At 61.0% G+C, this 16,464-nt stretch carries 14 protein-coding genes; 4 read left to right on the top strand and 10 right to left on the bottom strand.

Features of this window, described 5'->3' with window-relative positions; translation table 11 throughout:
* Positions 1 to 5 precede the first annotated feature (5 nt).
* The 9 genes from H7J73_RS04445 to dapA all read right to left on the bottom strand — a co-directional run bounded on the left by H7J73_RS04445 (position 6) and on the right by dapA (position 10,960).
* Positions 6 to 923, bottom strand: coding sequence for a methyltransferase (locus tag H7J73_RS04445; RefSeq protein ID WP_264066031.1), 918 nt, complete (start codon positions 921 to 923; stop codon positions 6 to 8).
* On the bottom strand, positions 920 to 1,786 hold the full coding sequence (gene proC, locus H7J73_RS04440; RefSeq protein WP_264066030.1) for a pyrroline-5-carboxylate reductase: 867 nt from the start codon (positions 1,784 to 1,786) through the stop codon (positions 920 to 922). Before proC ends, H7J73_RS04445 begins: the two co-directional genes overlap by 4 nt.
* The gene (locus H7J73_RS04435; protein ID WP_264066029.1) at positions 1,779 to 2,705 is read right to left on the bottom strand and encodes a TauD/TfdA dioxygenase family protein; all 927 of its coding nucleotides are present in this window, start codon (positions 2,703 to 2,705) and stop codon (positions 1,779 to 1,781) included. Before H7J73_RS04435 ends, proC begins: the two co-directional genes overlap by 8 nt.
* Before the next feature lie 640 nt (positions 2,706 to 3,345).
* On the bottom strand, positions 3,346 to 4,587 hold the full coding sequence (locus tag H7J73_RS04430) for an O-succinylhomoserine sulfhydrylase (protein ID WP_264066028.1): 1,242 nt from the start codon (positions 4,585 to 4,587) through the stop codon (positions 3,346 to 3,348).
* A gap of 61 nt (positions 4,588 to 4,648) precedes the next feature.
* Complete coding sequence (locus H7J73_RS04425; RefSeq protein ID WP_264066052.1) at positions 4,649 to 5,818, bottom strand: pyridoxal phosphate-dependent aminotransferase; 1,170 nt, start codon at positions 5,816 to 5,818, stop codon at positions 4,649 to 4,651.
* A gap of 49 nt (positions 5,819 to 5,867) precedes the next feature.
* Positions 5,868 to 7,460, bottom strand: a complete 1,593-nt coding sequence (locus tag H7J73_RS04420; protein ID WP_264066027.1) for a thiamine pyrophosphate-dependent enzyme — start codon at positions 7,458 to 7,460, stop codon at positions 5,868 to 5,870.
* A gap of 58 nt (positions 7,461 to 7,518) precedes the next feature.
* Positions 7,519 to 8,574, bottom strand: coding sequence for an SDR family oxidoreductase (locus H7J73_RS04415; protein ID WP_264066026.1), 1,056 nt, complete (start codon positions 8,572 to 8,574; stop codon positions 7,519 to 7,521).
* Between the two features lies 1 nt (position 8,575).
* Positions 8,576 to 9,961 carry a phenylacetate--CoA ligase family protein gene (locus H7J73_RS04410; RefSeq protein ID WP_264066025.1) on the bottom strand — a complete coding sequence of 462 codons (1,386 nt, stop codon included), beginning with the start codon at positions 9,959 to 9,961 and terminating at the stop codon, positions 8,576 to 8,578.
* Between the two features lie 78 nt (positions 9,962 to 10,039).
* Positions 10,040 to 10,960 (bottom strand): 4-hydroxy-tetrahydrodipicolinate synthase, encoded by a 921-nt coding sequence (gene dapA / locus H7J73_RS04405; RefSeq protein ID WP_264066051.1) that lies wholly within the window; start codon positions 10,958 to 10,960, stop codon positions 10,040 to 10,042.
* Between the two features lie 61 nt (positions 10,961 to 11,021).
* Here dapA and H7J73_RS04400 point away from each other — a divergent pair, with 61 nt between their 5' ends.
* The 4 genes from H7J73_RS04400 to H7J73_RS04385 all read left to right on the top strand — a co-directional run bounded on the left by H7J73_RS04400 (position 11,022) and on the right by H7J73_RS04385 (position 14,880).
* A complete protein-coding gene (locus H7J73_RS04400) occupies positions 11,022 to 11,930 on the top strand; it encodes a LysR family transcriptional regulator (protein WP_264066024.1) in 909 nt (302 codons plus the stop codon).
* A 274-nt stretch (positions 11,931 to 12,204) separates the two neighbouring features.
* A complete protein-coding gene (locus H7J73_RS04395; protein ID WP_264066023.1) occupies positions 12,205 to 12,888 on the top strand; it encodes a cytidylyltransferase domain-containing protein in 684 nt (227 codons plus the stop codon).
* Positions 12,875 to 14,077 (top strand): M20 family metallopeptidase, encoded by a 1,203-nt coding sequence (locus tag H7J73_RS04390; protein WP_264066022.1) that lies wholly within the window; start codon positions 12,875 to 12,877, stop codon positions 14,075 to 14,077. The genes H7J73_RS04395 and H7J73_RS04390 overlap by 14 nt, the downstream gene beginning before the upstream one ends.
* Positions 14,074 to 14,880 carry a helix-turn-helix domain-containing protein gene (locus tag H7J73_RS04385; protein ID WP_264066021.1) on the top strand — a complete coding sequence of 269 codons (807 nt, stop codon included), beginning with the start codon at positions 14,074 to 14,076 and terminating at the stop codon, positions 14,878 to 14,880. Before H7J73_RS04390 ends, H7J73_RS04385 begins: the two co-directional genes overlap by 4 nt.
* 21 nt (positions 14,881 to 14,901) lie before the next feature.
* Here H7J73_RS04385 and H7J73_RS04380 read toward each other — a convergent pair whose 3' ends face one another.
* A complete protein-coding gene (locus tag H7J73_RS04380; RefSeq protein ID WP_264066020.1) occupies positions 14,902 to 15,726 on the bottom strand; it encodes an alpha/beta fold hydrolase in 825 nt (274 codons plus the stop codon).
* Positions 15,727 to 16,464 lie beyond the last annotated feature (738 nt).

The following is a 16,464-nucleotide window of genomic DNA, read 5'->3' as shown; positions in this document are numbered from 1 at the left end:
TTGGATCAGGACCGCGTAACTTGTTGTGGGACAACCTGTTCTGCGGGGAGTGCCGATGCTGCGCCGATCCGCTCGCCATCACCCGTGTGATCGAACGTGATTTCGGTGATCTCGTAGAACCAGTGAATGGTGTCGTTGGTCTGCAGATAGGTGGCCGCATATTCACTCCGACCGTGCTCGAATGAGGACAGCAGCGCGCCTAGCGCATGTGTCCACTCGCTGGTGTACAACATCAACGGCAGTTCGACGCGCGCGAGCACCTGGGTATGGATTCGGGCCCCTGTAGACTGAGTCAGCGCTGTGCGCGCCGCGGCAAGAACGTCCTCGATACCCACTAGCGAGTTGAACCCCACGATGGCGCGGCCGCCGGCTGCCAGCCGCTCAGGAAGCTTCTGTAAGAAGCGCTGTATTACGCTGTGCCCGTTGAACATTGCGTCCAAATGAAGCTGTCGGCTGATAGCCACCTCGCCCGATGTGAAGTCTTTGGGCGGTTCGCGCCAACCGGGTGGGTTGAAGACCACAAGGTCGAACTTGCTGTCGATGTCACTCTTCGGGAACAGGTCACAACAGGAGTAGTCGATGGCAGGTGTGTCGAAGTTCGCTACCTCATTCTCCCGCGCACTTGCAACCGCGCGTCCACAGATGTCAGTGGCGGTGATCGACGAGGCACCGAGCTCGCGGATCAGCATTGCAATAGCGCCGCTGCCGGTCCCGACGTCAAGGATCCGCCCCGCGAGCTCGCCCGGACCGAGATTGTCGCGCAGGTAGTTTCCTAGCGCGAGGCCCGCTTGACTGACTCGGAATGTATCCGGCCTGTCCACAAGAGCGAAGGGCCGAATGCCCTCGAAACAAACGTGATAAGTGCCAGGGTCAAGCCTGCTCGCCGCGAGAGGTGATTCGTCGGTATGCTGCTGCTCGGTCATGTCGGGGCCCCACCAGCCATCACCGCAGCCAGTTCCCGCGACCGCTCCGCCGAAGCCGCCAGTGCTGCAACCACGGACGTCTTGAGGTTGAAGGCATCGAATGCTGCGATGCCGCGCTCGGTGGTTCCGTTGGGCGTCATCACTTCCTCGCACAGTTGCATTGGCGTCTTCGAGCTTCCTGCGATGAGGCTCGCGGTGCCGCCGAAGACCTGGACTGTCATCTCCTTGCTGTCCGCCTCACTGAATCCGCACGACGCAGCGAAGTTGCAGAACGCGTCCACGATGTAGCTCACAAACGCTGGACCACCACCGCATAGGGCGGTGGCATCGTTGACAAGCTCTTCATCGTCGACGCGCAGGGCTTTGCCGATGGCTTGCAGGAGAATTTCAGCCTCCGCCAGCGTCTCATCTGCGACATCGGGTCCGGCGAAGTAGACCGACATCCCCTGGAAGACCGCAGAGGGTGTGTTCGGGATGGATCGCACCACCTGCCGCGAACCCAACGCGGCACTGATCGCCGACGTGCTGAGACCGGCCATGACTGACAGCACGGCCGTCTCGGCGGTGAATTGGTGGCGGTGAGTGACTGCGAAAGCGGGGAACACCTGAGGTGGTATGGCAAGCACTACGAAGTCACCGTGGGTGAGTTCCATTGTGTCCCAAACCTGCAGGCCTTCGGAGCTTGCTATGTCGTGGATGCGGTCGCTGTTCGTATCGATGACGACGACATCGCGGTTCGGTGCCGATGCGCGAAGACCTTTGACGATCGCCAAACCCATATGACCGCAACCCACGACGACAAGACGCCCACAACCGGCCCGTTGACGCCGTCGCGGTCCTTCTGGCGGGTGCAGATTAGACATTACGACCTCCAACGGGCATGGGGGATGTCAGCAACCTCTGGTCGGCACTCGCACGTTCGTGGAACGACGTGAGGGCATCGGAAACCGTTGTGCGGTGAAGTACGCGGCGTTCCGTCAAGTCGTAGGGTCTGCCACGGTGCATCGTGCAGCGGTTGTCCCATACGACGAGATCATCGACTGCCCAGCGGTGGGTGTAGACGAACTGCGGTTGAGTGGCGAAATCGATCAACTCGTCGAGCAGAGCGCGGCCTTGCTCACGGTGCCACCCGATGATATGCGAGGCATGTGATGCCAGGAATAGACTTGTGCGGCCGCTCTCGGGGTAGTGATCGACGACTCGCTGCGGCACCGGCGGGAGGCCCGTGACTGTGTCGTCGTTGAATCCGTCGAATCCAATCCTGCTGCGGGAGTGAGCAATACTGTGTTCGGCGACGAGATCGTCGATTTCGAGTTTTCGCTTGTGGGGCAGAGCGTCGTAGGCGGCGCGCATGTCGGCGTATTGCGTCTCCCCACCGTGCTGGGGAACCTCACGCGCGGAGAGTAGTGAGCATTTGGCTCGGCGTCTCTTGAACGAACTGTCCGTATGCCACAGCTGATTCCCGAGGTTGTACGCCGTCAACCGGTCCTGAGGATCGAGGATTTTGCCTGCGTGGTCAAGATTGGAGATGTCGGTGAACTCGTTCCGGAGCCGAAGCGCGGTTCCGGCGTAGTTCGGCGCTGCCTCCAAGGGGCCGAACCACCTGCTGAACGCGAGCTGCTGCTCGTCCGTCAGCGGCTGGCCGCGAAACACTAGTATCGCGTACCGGTTGAATGCCGAATGAATGTCCGAGAATTCCGATTCTGACAGTGGGACGCGCAGATCGATATTCGTCACCTCTGCAACGAATGAGTCGCTATTAACTTCAATTAAGATGGCCACAGAAATCCTTTAGGTGTCTATCGCTAATTTTCAAAGGCACAGTGATGTCGATTAACATTTGACACATGTCCGAGCTGCTGCCGACAGCGACGCTCCGATCGCCTTAAGGCAACGCCGACGCGGGTAGCCGAGCGTCAGAACCATGCGCCTCGGTCTCCGGCCCACCCATACGGGGCGCCCACCAGTTCTAGGCACCTACAATCAATGTTCGCGCGGTCACATATGTTGCTGCAGACAATGATTCACGCCAAGGCCATGACCTTTGCCTACCTATGCACAGCAGCGCGGTGCACCCGTGCTGCGTCCCCAGCCCCGGGAGCGTAGGACTCGGGAAATCGCCTTAATCAGGCGATGGCTCGAACTCAACCATTTCAAATCCCTCCAGCTCTCCAAGTGGTTATTGGCGTATTCGCCCACCGTCACATAACGATTAACATTCGCGCCGTCGTTGCGACTTTCTTCCCCATAGGGATTTTGCCACGCTGTCATTGCTTTGGCAATACGTCTGTATTGCGTAGGTCAAACGGATCATCTTGCGAACCATCGATTCGTATCAGCGTCGTTTCTACGCGCGGATCCGTCACTTATTGCAATCGCGTTGCTGGATTTTGCGGTCCCGCGGACCGGTAGCTGGGCCGGCCTAGGCGCCGCCCACGCAGTCGAGCGCCCACGCGAGGTCGGCGAGTAAATCCTCGGGATCCTCCAGTCCCACGGACAACCTGACGACACCATCGGTGATTCCGGCAGCAGCGCGCCCTTCGGCCCCCATCGAACGGTGAGTTGTCGTTGCAGGGTGGGTGATTAACGTCTTGGCATCACCGAGATTGTTGGAGATGTCGATGATCCGCAACGCATCGAGTAGGGCGAAGGCGCGCTTCTTCGCCTCCTCGCCATTGGCCGCGGCGAGCTCGAACGTGACAACTGTGCCGCCGGCACTCATCTGACGTCTCGCCAACTCGAACTGCGGGTGCGACGGAAGATGGGGGTAGCGCACCCAACGCACGCTCCGGTGTTGTTCCAGAAATTCTGCAACACGCAGCGCGGTGGCACAGCTGTGTCGCACCCGCAGCTCCATGGTTTCAAGACCTTTGAGCATCAACCACGCGTTGAACGGGCTCAGTGACGGACCCGTATTCCGCATCAAGGTCTGCACGGGGCCTTCGATGTAGTCGGCCGACCCCAGGATGACGCCGCCGAGCACGCGGCCCTGACCGTCGATGTGCTTGGTCCCCGAGTACACGACGACATCGGCACCCAAATCAAAGCTGCGCTGCAACACCGGGGAGGCGAGCACGTTGTCGAGCACCACAGTCGCGCCAACAGCATGGGCCAGCTCGCAGACCGCCCTGACATCAACCAACGATTGCATCGGATTTGCGGGTGTCTCGAAGAACACGGCCTTCGCCGGAGTGCTGAGCGCCTCCGCCCACTGGTTGAGATCCTCGCCATCGACGAAGGTGGTGTTTACACCCCACCGGGGCAGGACCTCGTTGCACACCACGTAACACGAACCAAACAACCCGCGCGCAGCGACAAGTCGATCACCGGCCCCGAGCAGCGCGCCGAGCGCCGTGAAGACGGCACTCATACCGCTTGCAGTCGCGAAGCACGCCTGCGCTCCTTCGAGAAGCCGGATCCGCTCTTCGAACATAGATACGGTGGGATTGCGAAAACGCGAGTACACGTAGTGGTCCAGTTCACCGGCGAGCGCACTCTCCGCCGACGCTGCATCTGGAAAAACGAAACTCGAGGTGAGATAAAGAGCCTCTGAGGTCTCCTCAAATCCCGACCGCATCGTCCCGCCGCGTACACCGATCGTCGCCGAACGAACGTTGTGCGGCAACGGCTTATCGAACGCGCCCCCGCGCGGCAATGCGGTCACCTCGGTGCCGCTTCCCGATTGGCCCGAGCGCCAACGTACGTCGCAGTTCGGTTACCCACTTCTATACCGCCGAGATCAGGCGATCGAGCGCCTGCTGCAGGCGCGCTGGATCCTGGGCGAAGCAGATTCTGAAGTATCCGTCGTTTCCCGGCCCGAATGCTGATCCAGGTGCGATACCGACGCCGGCCCGGCTCACCAGGTCTTCGGCGAAGGCGAGTGAGTTGTCGACGCCGTCGACCCGGAAGTACGCGAAGAACGACGAAGCAACGTCAGGGGCCTCGATTCGAGGGTGTTGCGCGAACGCATCTTTGACGAGTTGTCGACCGCGCGCCGAATGCTCCTTCAAGGTGGTCACGAACCCTTCGCCCTCGTTGATCGCGGCGACGCCGGCATGTTGTACGAATGTGGCAGAGCCGGTGCTGTTGATGGCGCTGAGATTCCCGATTTGCACGGCCAACTCGACTGGATGTACGAGCCAGCCCAGACGCCACCCGGTCATCGACCACGTCTTCGAGAAACTCTGCACCACCAACAGCGGGTCGCTTTCGTTGGCAACCTCCAAGAACGAGGGTGCGGCCACCGCGTCGTCGTAGACGATTCGACCGTACACCTCATCGGAGATGACCCAAGTGCCAATCCTTCTCGCCAGATCGAGCGTGTCACGCTGTTGGTCCGCGGGCATCATCCAGCCGGTGGGATTGTTTGGCGAGGTGACGAAGATGCCCCTTGTACGGTCGTCACAAGCGTCGCGCAGCCGATCCATATCGAGCGACCACACGCCATCGCGCTGATCAAGTTGAACGAAACGTACTGTTGCACCCATCGCTTCGATCGCGATGACGATGTTGGGCCACACCGGCGCGATGACGGCAACATTGTCGCCGGGCTCCACCAGGCATTGCAATGAGATCATGATCGACGACATACCCGATGACGTCGCCGAAATCCGTTCCAACGCAAGATCAATCCCGTTGGTCCGGCTGTGGTAGTCCTGGATCGCCAACCGCAGCGGCTCGATCCCGCGCCGATACGCATAGGTGGTCTTTCCGGCCGAGATGGCCTCCTCTGCGGCCCTCACCACAAAGTCTGGCGTCGGAAGGTCTGACTGGCCGAAGCACATGTCAAGCGCATCCGGATTCTGCTGGCAGATACGGGCTACATGCGCGATCTCCTGCGTACGGGTGTGCCGCAACGCAGGTCGAAAACACAAGGACGACGACTCTGTTGGCATTGTCAACCATTCTCCTTCGGAAGTTGCCCGTTCTGGTTGAACGGGATTGTCATCGGACCTTGGGCAATCTGATGAACGGCCAAGGGTTTGGCATCGGACCAACCGGAACCTCGATCAAGGTGGGGATGTGGGAGCGAGTGAACCCCTTTTCGATTTCGGTGCGCAGTCCGTCGGCATCGTTCACGCGGACTCCGACGGCGCCGAACGACTCTGCAAACAGCGGAAAGTCGGGGTTGTGCAACGCAGTTCCGAGTCCCGCGCTCATGTGCCGCCGCTGGGATCGGTCGACATTGGCGTAGCACGAATCGTTGAACACCACTGCCACGACTCCGATTCCATGTTGGACTGCTGACGCCAACTCATTGCCCGTATAAAGGAATCCACCATCGCCGGAGAGGGACAACACCTCCCGTTGCGGGTGAGCGATCTTCACACCGAGCGCCGTGGCGAACCCGAACCCGAGAGCCCCGAAGTACGTCGAGGAGATGTAGGTCGAAGGCTGCAGCACCGGGAAGGCGACGCGCGCCGTGTAGCCGACCTGAGTGAGCTCGTCAACCAGGATCCCGTCGTCCGGCAAGGCATCTCGCATCGCCTGAAGGAAGCCGACCTGGGGCTGAAGCCTGGCGAGTTCGGCGCCGATGTCCCTTCGCGCAGCGCAGATCTCGTCACTCCACGCAGCTCGGTCACCGACTGGTGGGAGGTTCGCCAACAGGGCGCGCATACAGGTAGCGGCATCCCCCAGGACGGGGACTGCCGGTGCGCAGATGCGGTGCATTTCGTCGTTGTCGATGTCGATCCGCACGATGGTGAGGCCTTCGGTGCCCCATTCGGCGAACGGCCTGCGCAGTCGCGTACCCACCGCAAGGACGACATCGATGCTTCGCCACAGGCGGTGGGCGACGGGCTGAGAGATCGACAGCGGATGCCGGTCGTCCAATATGCCCTTGCCTCCAACGTCCGCGACTACCGGCGCCTGAAGCCGCTCGGCAAGCTCCCGGATCTCCGGTCCTGCGGTCGTGGCACCGCTGCCCACGTAGACCAGTGGCGCCCGTGCTGCGGCCAGCTCCCGGACGGCCGCGACCACTGCTGCCGGATCCGTTCTGTTCGTGGTGGATCCGCCTGTCCAGGGCCTGCGTTCGGTGACCGTGCTCTCCATCACATCGGTGGGAATCTCAATGGCCACTGGACGCGGCCGGCCATGCTTCAACCGGTGGAACGCCTGCCCGACGTAGGCCTCCGTGTCGGCCGGGTCGGTGATCCGCGCCGACCAGCCGGTGAGGTTGTCCAGGATGGCGAGCTGCTCTGGGACCTCATGCGGCACGCCGATGCCCCGCCCGATGAAGTGGGTGGGTATCTCAGCGGCGATACACAGTACGCGCGCGTTCGCCGCATACGCGGTGGCTAACGCGGCCGTGGAGTTGAGCACTCCGGGCCCAGAAATGACCATGAAGACCGCGGGCTTCCCAGTACTCCTGGCGTATCCGTACGCCATGTATGCAGCCGACTGCTCGTGCCGAGTTTGGACGATCCTGATATTGGTGGGGGCAAGCGCACGAAAGAGTGGGTCGTGTTGCTCACCAGGCACGGTGAAGATGACCTCGATGCCTTCGGCCACAAGCGCTGCGACAACGTGCTCTGCCACGTTCACGGGACTGCAAACCCGGCCGGACAAGCATTCGGCCACAACGGATGGCGCGTCTTCACAGTATGACCTCGGCGTCGATGTACTTAGCTAGTTCGTTGATGAGGACCGAACGCCCCGGGCTGGTACTGCGCACGAATCGCTTCTCGGTGCGGGTGTACTGGACGAAGAACTCAACCCGCTTCTCAAAGAACCGTTCGAGAGGCGTTGGATCCTGGATGGTTTCGGCATCGGTGAGGATGCGATCCTGCAGTCCAAAGAGTTTCAGCATGTAGTCGAGAATCTCGCCCACGTAGCACTCAGACTCACCTGTTACGTGGTAAACGGTTTGTTGCGGTGCCTTCAGCTCGGCCAAGACGATCGACCTCATGTCCTGAACCACATGATCGACTGCAATGAATGACAGGCGGGTGTCCCTGTTGGTGCTGAGCCGGACCGTGTCGGTGGAGTCTCCGATCATTTCGTTGAAGCGGCGAAGCTCGCTGATGTATCCGTACAAACCGGTGTAGCTTCCACTTGCGCTGTAGTCGGTCGACGATCCAACGATGATCGACGGCCTCAGGATTAGCGATCGCGGTCCGCCGAATCCAGCTACCAGATGTTCAGCTGCACATTTGCTCTCCTCGTATGCGTTGTTGAAACTCGCAGGGCGATGGAGAGCCTCTGGAATATCACCACCGAGCGATCCGCAGGTGTATGCCGTCGACACGTAGACGAATAGATCCGCCGCGGCGCGATCGGCGAGTTCCAACGCGTGCCGTGTTCCCGCCACATTTGTGTCGAAAGTTTCGTCCCGCCGGCCCTTGCGCCACTGCAGCGAAGCGCCAAGGTGCCAGAACACGCATGAATCGCCGCCCCGAGTGATCCTCTCCGGCGACACACCGCACAGCGGCCGTGTCACATCGGCTTCCAGCACCACCAGCCGCTCGACGGCACCTACCGGAAGGTCCCGGTTTGCGCCAGCGATGGCGTCGAGCAGACGCTGCCGCGCGGAGAGCTCCTCGGTCGGCCGGCACAGCGCGTACACTTCGGCGGTATCCGGATCCGACAGCAGGTCGGCGAGTAGATGGCTTCCGACGAATCCCGTTGCGCCGGTGACGATGTGCACAGTCACTTCAGATCGCCCTTTCCGCTGCCCGCGCCAAGTGATCGGCAGACTCAGACTCGATATCCGGCCCCGATCCAGACCTGAAGTCCTTGATGCGGGCCGTCTTCCAACTCACCCAGCCCCCGGTGGTGCTTTTCAAGTCGAGCAGCGGGTGGATGAGGACATCTACCGGCACATCGAAGGCATCCGACACGCTGGCCGCGACCAGACGCTTGATCTCGCCGTGGTCTGCGCCTTCTTTGGCCTTGATTCGCGCGACAAGACGATCGTGTCCATTGTCTGCGTGGACCTCGATCTCATAGCCGTAGATGAGGGTGGGATTTACGAGCACAGCGTTATCGATCTGCGCTGCGCTGTGCTTTCGCCCACCGATCTCGGTCACGTCCTTTGTCCTGCCCAGCACACGCATGGCGCGCAACCCGTCGGGGGTCGCTTTGATATCCACCAGATCCCCTGTGCGGTATCGGATCAGCGGTTTGAGTCCAGGAACCAAAGAAGTGATGCACAGTTCACCGATGCCCTCGAAGCCCAGGCTGACATCCGAGTCAGGTTCGATGACCTCAAGAAGGTAGGTCGGCTCCACGACGATCTGCGCACCGTCCAGACGCGCCAACGCCGGCGCTCCGGCCTCCTGAGATCCGTAGTTGAGGTTGTAGACATCTGCTTTCCACGTCTCCGCGAGAAGCTTCTGCATACTGTCAGAACACATCTCGCCCGTGGTCAGCAATACTTTGACGCTCAGGTCATCGGGCACTTCGAAGCCATACGACGAACTCATCTCCGCGAGCGCCATCAACAGTCCAGGTGAGCAGTACAGCATGTTGACCCTCAGCTCAGCGAGCACCTCAAAGAACCGCGAAAAGCCCAAAGTCGGTGATATTGGGAACAAGTCAAGCTTTGTCACTCCAACATGCTGAGCTGCGAAAGACAGACTGAGGCAGGCTGAATGACAGTCATTTGGTGCGATCACTGCAAGCACGGGCCCAGGGGATTCATCCGCGAAGTGTTTCTCGGTGATCCGCTTGAGGGCATGAGCAAACGGCAACCAGTTGAGCTTGAAATCGATTGGCGCACGGGGGCATGGCGTCGGCGGCCCGGTGGTACCTGTCGTCTCGAAGTAGTACTGGGCCTCAGTGATATCCCCGCAAAGCATGTCGTGCATGGCTGCACGCAGGTCATCCTTTGTCGTGAAGGGTAGCCGCGACAACTCGCTGAGGTCCGCGATCGATAGGACGTCCCCGTCGAGGTGACGACGGTAGAATGGCGACCTGTCATAGACGTGACGCAAAACGTTGTTGAGCGACGAGAGCTTCCAGTCCGTCAACTCTTGCGTCGTGGTATCGCCGTCATTCCAGCGCTCTAAGAATCCGGCCCACGAATCAATTACCGTCACGGGTGAACGCTCCTGTCTGTGCGTTGAGAAGGGCTATAAACATGCTGGTGCGCAACGCGACTCATTTGAGTGAGTCCGTCATGCAGAGACGGTCAACGTGCCCAACGCCCGGGCCAGTGCCTCGGCATCTTCCGGCGACGGCTCGAGCATCGGCAGACGAACGGTGGCCGTGTCAAGAAGCCCAATCTCAACTAGAGCCCTCTTTGCCATGCTGGCTCCCTGCGCGTTCCACATGACCGCATCGATTAGCGGGATTAGCGAACTGTGAATCTCGCGCGCACGCTCGACCGAGCCGCTGCGCACCGCCGCGATCAACTGAGTGTTGCGATCCGACACGGCGTTGCCGACCACGCTGACGATGCCGACTGCGCCACATGCTAGATATGCCAGATTCAGCTCGTCGATTCCGCAGAAGTACGCAAGTGGTGAACGAGACATCACTGACATCGCCTGAAAGAGATCGCCTTTGGCGTCCTTTACTGCGCGAATCTGTGGATGACATGCCAGCTCCACAAGTGTCGTCTCATCCAACGCGATGCCGGCACGCGCGGGCACGTCGTACAGCATGACCGGGAGTCCGGTGGCATCGGCCACTTCGGAAAAATGGGCGATCACTCCAGCTTGTGTCGGCCGGGAGTAGTACGGGCTCACGACCAATAGAGCGTCGGCACCTGCCGCCTCTGCCGCTTGAGCGCGGCGGATGGACGCGGCTGTGTCATATGTACCGACACCAGCGATCACGCGGGCCCTCCCACCGGCAAACCCGGCAACAGCCTCCACCAAGGCGGCCGACTCCACTTCTGTCAGTGTTGGCGATTCGCCCGTCGTGCCACCCACCACGATGCCGTCGCATCCGGTATTGATCAGATGCCTGGTAAGGCGTTCTACACCGGCGTCGCTCACTGAACCATCGGGCCGCATCGGAGTGACAGATGCGACGAGATTGGTTCCGAAGAGCTCGACAGCGGAAGGTGCTGAGGTGGACATGAACTCGATCATCACAATGAGAACCACAAAGGTCTAGCGATGCCTTCTTCGCGGTACCCAGTAGCCTGGCTTCATGATTGACGTGGGTGCGTTGAGGGCGTTGCGATCAGTGGCGCTGCTCGGCACAGTGGCGCAGGCTGCCGATGAACTGGGATTCACACCGTCAGCGGTGTCACAGCAAATCAAGCGACTGGAACGTCAGCTGGGCGTTGCGGTGCTAGCACCCGCCGGCCGCAAGGTCGTGCTGACGCCGGCGGGTCAAGTCCTCGTAGACGCGGCCCCAGACGTTTTCCATGCACTGGAACGTTGTGTGGCAGCGGCGCAATCGGTTTCGCATGGCACGCCGATCGGTGTGCTACGGGTCGACGCATTCTCCACAGGAATCCGCGGCTTGATCGCACCGTCGCTTGCCGGACTGGCGGCCGAATACCCGGATCTAGACGTTCGAGTCACCGAGCAGGACCCGGACCGTGCGGTACACAGCTTGGACTCCGGCAATGCCGACGTTGCCCTGATTCACGACGCTGACGGGCTGCCGACCCCCCTGCCACCGGTGCTCACGCAAAAGCTGGTACACATCGACTACGGCGATGTCGTGGTGCGCAGGGACCACCCGCTGGCCCAGCTCAAAAGGGACCTCACCAGCGATGATCTTGGTGGTTGCGCGTGGGTGACCAGCCCAGAGGGCACCGTGTGCCATCGCTGGTTTCAGCGTCTCGTCGCCGGTGTACCAGAACAGGCAGATGTCCGGCACATGGTCGACGACTTCTCGACGCAACTCTCCATTGTCGAGGCCGCCCACGTTGTCGCGCTGATTCCGCGCCTTGCGCGCCCGCCGCTGACACCCGCAATTGTGGCCTTGCCATTGAGTAGGCCACCACGACGCGAAGTGTTCGCCGCCTGGCGACGCAGTGCAGACGCAAGCCCGCTGGTACACGCTTTTGTGTCCGCGCTCAACGCAGATCCGCAGACACCCCAGTAGCCCCAAGCCGACCCACACGCGTACCTCTTCCGGCTCCGCGTCTCGTCGTGCTGTTGACAGCTCGATCCGGAGATGGTGTATTCCTCTGGCGGTCAAAATCTTTCGACATCGCCTCCCGCCGATGAAGTCGTAGCCGCGTGCACGTGGCGTCCGTAGCTCGCTTGCGGCAGCCCGTACCGGGTGCCCCACTCGGTCATCCAAACGTCATTCGGCGTGCTGATGGCTCGCCCCCTCCGCACGGACGGATCGAACCAGGGAACGACAAGGAGCTCTCATGAAATTTATCGTCCCGGCCAAACGCGGTTCGAGTCGTGTACGGGAAAAGAACTATCGCCACTTCGCGATGGGGCAGTCGCTTCTTGACATTCTCGTCACCAAGCTCGTCCGCGTCGCCGACCATCCGCGGGACGTCTACCTCTCATCGGAAGACGAGGCGGCACGCGTCGTCGCGGATAAGTTCGGCGTCAGCTTCATAGCGAGGGAACCCCGTCTCACTGAGAACGCGTACCCATTTCAATCAGTCGTCAACGAAGTCTGCAGACAGGTACCCGGCGAGGACGAAGTGATGTGGTGCCACGCGACCGATCCACTTTTCGACGACCATGAATCGGTTGTAAAGCACTGGGCGTCTCGAGATCCCGCAGCTGTCGACTCTGTGGTGGTCGTCTACCCGATCAGGGATTACATCCTCGATGCCAACTTCAATCCCATGGGTTTCGGTTTCGGTCCGTGGCACCGCGCCTCACAGGACCTGCCCATGTTCTACCAATTGGGGTTCACCTGCTCCATCGTTACCAGACACGTCGCCACCAAAATCGGATTGGTCGGACGGCAGCCGTCATGGCATTTGGCTTCCAACCTAACCGTCGACATCGACACCCAGGAGCAGTTCGACTTCGCGGCCCGTCTATACGAGCTCACCCACTCGTCCACCACCCGACCTCATGTCGACGCCTAGCCAGACCACCTGCGTGGATCCCGCGGGGTTCGCGCATTCTGTTGCCGAACTCGTCAGGATTCCCAGCGTCAATCCGCTACATGGCGGGCCGATCGCCGCGGCCCACGGTCCGATCGGAGAAGGTGCCCTTGCACTTCGGCTAGCACAACGCCTACGCGGATGCGGCGCAGCCGAAGTGATCTCCGACGACGTGTTCGAAGGTCGACCCAACGTGTATGGGTACTTTCCCGGCCATACCGACCGAGTGGTCGCAATCGATGTGCACACCGACACCGTCAGTGTGGAGCACATGACTGACCCACCGTTTGACGGGCGTATCGAGGCCGGAAGTGTCTGGGGCCGTGGAGCACTGGACAATAAGGCCACTCTGGGCGTCCTGCTGTCCCTACTCGAATCGTGGCATCGTCAGGGCCTACGTCCCCACCCGTCGCTGTTAGTCGTGGGGACAGTCAGTGAAGAAGCAGGTGGTCTCGCGGGTGCGACCCGGTTTCGCCGGTGGGTCACCGAGCGGGATATCCGGATTCACCAGCTCCTCGTCGCCGAACCGACGGACTTCCACCCCGTTCACGGCCTCAGAGGCTTGGTTCTCCTCAGCATCACGACATTTGGCAAGTCAGCCCACGCCGCGACACCTCACCTCGGAAGGAACGCGATAGAAACGATGGCACCCGTCATCGCGGCGTTCACAGCCGAACAACAACGGTTACACACCCTGGGCCCCATGACAGCGCTCGGCGCCGGTTGCGTTTCTGTCACCCAGGTCACCGGAGGAACCGGTAGCAATGTCGTTCCCGACCGATGCTCGATCACGGTAGGGAGACGCCTCGTCGTAGACGAGAATCCTCACTCCGTGGTTGCGCAGCTCTCCGCCATCGCAAGGCAGGCCTGCCGCGGCGAGTGCGAGGTCGTGTCCCTGCTACCACCGAACGACGAAGGCACTCCGGGGACGCGGGCCTTCTACCAGGATCCGTCCAGTGAATTGGTACGGTTCCTGGCAGCAGCCTGCGGCACAACACCCAATGTGGCCCCGTTCGGAGCAAATGCGCTGCGCTACAACGGATTGGCTGATGAAATCGCGCTCTTTGGCCCTGGGTCGATAGCCGAGGCCCACCAAGCCACCGAGAAGATCGCGGTCGACGACCTCATTCGACTCGGCTCGGTGCTCCAAACCTGGTTGTCTCCATCATGAGATTGCCACTGGGTCCAAAGATCGGGTGCGAGATATTGATCGACCGTGAGAGCACCTTGGCCTGCGTCGACCGCATCAAAGGTCCGATTCAGGACTACACCCGTACGTGGATGCTGTCAGATGCGACCAATGCGTACGGCGTACGACTCGGATTCACTAGCGGCGTCCAGTTCTGGATCGTAGGCCGAGCCGGCGTGCTCGGGAATTGCCCGCCGGAGGTCGCCTCGGCCGCCATCGCGTTCGAGCCGCTCGACATTGTGTCGAAAGCATGGGGCGCAGTACCTGACAATCTGACCCACTACGAAGTCGCCCTGCACTACGCGGGCAGGGTGATCGACTGGGGCGAAGGCGCTTTCGCGAAGAAGGATCCCGACGTCTTAGAAGCGATCAACGTACTCGGTCGCCACGTCGTAGACGCCGCACCCGCGGCGATAGGTGTGTTGTTCGCCGGATGGCGCCAACTCGGCCCCCCACAAACGCAAGCGGGCCGGGCCGCACTAGTTCTCCATTTACTTCGCGAACTGCGTGGTGCAGCGCACATCGCTGCCGTCATCGCCTGCGGCCTGACACCAGTGGACGCCATCATCGCCGCACCCCACCCTCCACCGCGCACCGGCCACACCTACGCCGAGAAAATGGGTCACCGCGGGCCATTCCGCAATCCTGAAGAGGTGCGCCAGCAGCGAATGGAGGCTGAGCGACTCACATCGGCACTGCTCGTCCCGCACTTCAACAGTCTGAGCGCTGCGGATCTGACCACTCTAGGAGATGCTATCGAGACCTGCTGCGCACTAACGCGTTAAGCCGAGGCGAGCAGACCTCCCCTAACCCGCGGACTCCCATCGCCCCACAGCCTGTGCGATGACATCGGGCGCCTTCAACCACCTGAAATGATCGAGAGCGGTGCCAGCTTCATCCGAGGTGATGTGTTTACGGCCGATAGGTGCCGACTTTAGAAGCGACACAAGACGATCCACCACCGGAGGTGGCGTGTGCTTGTCGCCGTCGACAGTCAGGACCAATATGGGTACTCGTACCTCGCCGATCGACTCAACGACGCCGAGGTGAGGGGGCAGCTCGCCGGTGCGGCTGGTGTGAGCCCAGTCGCGCATCACACCAGCCGACTGCGGGCCGCCGAACCCAATGCCATTCCAGTAGCCGACGATTGCGACCGTCGCAAGCACATACATCCGAAGCAGATGAGCCGACCACGCTCGCGAACCGTAGTCTCGCCAGTAAGGTATGCCCGACGCGACGAGTACAAGACCATCGACGTACTGGCCGCCGGTGCGTGCAACATGCGCGATAGCGGCCAGCCCGCCGAGCGAATGACCAAGGAGTAGGGTTCGAGATCCGGGACGTGCCTCCTCCCGCAATGCCGTCAGGACGGCGTCGACATCCTCGGTCAAATCTGCGTAGTCGTAGTCACTTTCGCGGCCCGGCGAGGGCGTGCTCTCGCCGGTTCCACGAAGATCCATCACAGCGACATCTCTTCCGGTATCTCGCAGAGCCTCTGCAAATCTGCGGTAACTACGCGCCGCCGCCCCCATCGCCGGAACGATGACGACCACTGAATCGGCACCTTGGCTCTCGAAGAGTTGCACCGCAAGGCGAGCGTTTCCGCGTTCAACATATATGCGGCGATCCATGGGTTCGACCCTATCAACATCCGCTGGCGGCTGATGCCGAACGGCTGTCCCGTCTACTCCAACATGGGGAATTTTGCTTGCAGCGCATGGCTTTCAGCAGTCAATGGGGATCAGCGCGAGGAGCATTCTTCGCAAGAGCCGGGAGAACACCACGGCACGGCCCGAGGAATCGACTTCTTCCGAGACCGCGCGTCCCCCGCGACACCCCTCCCCCAAAGGGAAACAGCGATGAGATTCATCGGACTCGCTGAACACATGATGCCGACGGCGACCATAGATGCCGCGGGATTCGACGACCTCGCAGACGGCGGCGACGCGGCCTGTAAAGGGCAGCCGACGCCCCAATCAATGTCTAAGCACTATCGGCAGCAATGCATTTCGTGCAGCCACTCTAGCCCGGACTGTCAGAGGGCTTACCTCGACAGATCAGAAACTCGATGGCAAAAAGGTGGCCCGAGTACGGTCGGCGAGGCCGCGCTTTGGGTGTTTCGTCACGCCGTGCGTCCGTCCGTGGCACACCAAATGGAACGTCGGTCAACGAAGAGCCCGCGACCCCGCCCGAAGTACGTCGACGCCAATCGAGCTCAGGAGCATTTAGCCGTCAAAGTCGGTGCTATCAACTCGCAAACTTCTCGCCTTGTCAACGGTCTCTCAAGATTGACCCTGTACGGATCTCCTGATTTGACCCACCTGTGGGTGTTCGGTGAGTCGAGCTGATCTCAGATCGATGGTGCTCTG

The organism is Mycolicibacterium komossense (genome assembly GCF_025822605.1).
Classification (GTDB): domain Bacteria; phylum Actinomycetota; class Actinomycetes; order Mycobacteriales; family Mycobacteriaceae; genus Mycobacterium; species Mycobacterium komossense.
Note: the sequence above shows the minus strand (reverse complement) of the source record. Positions and strands in the feature narration are given on the sequence as shown.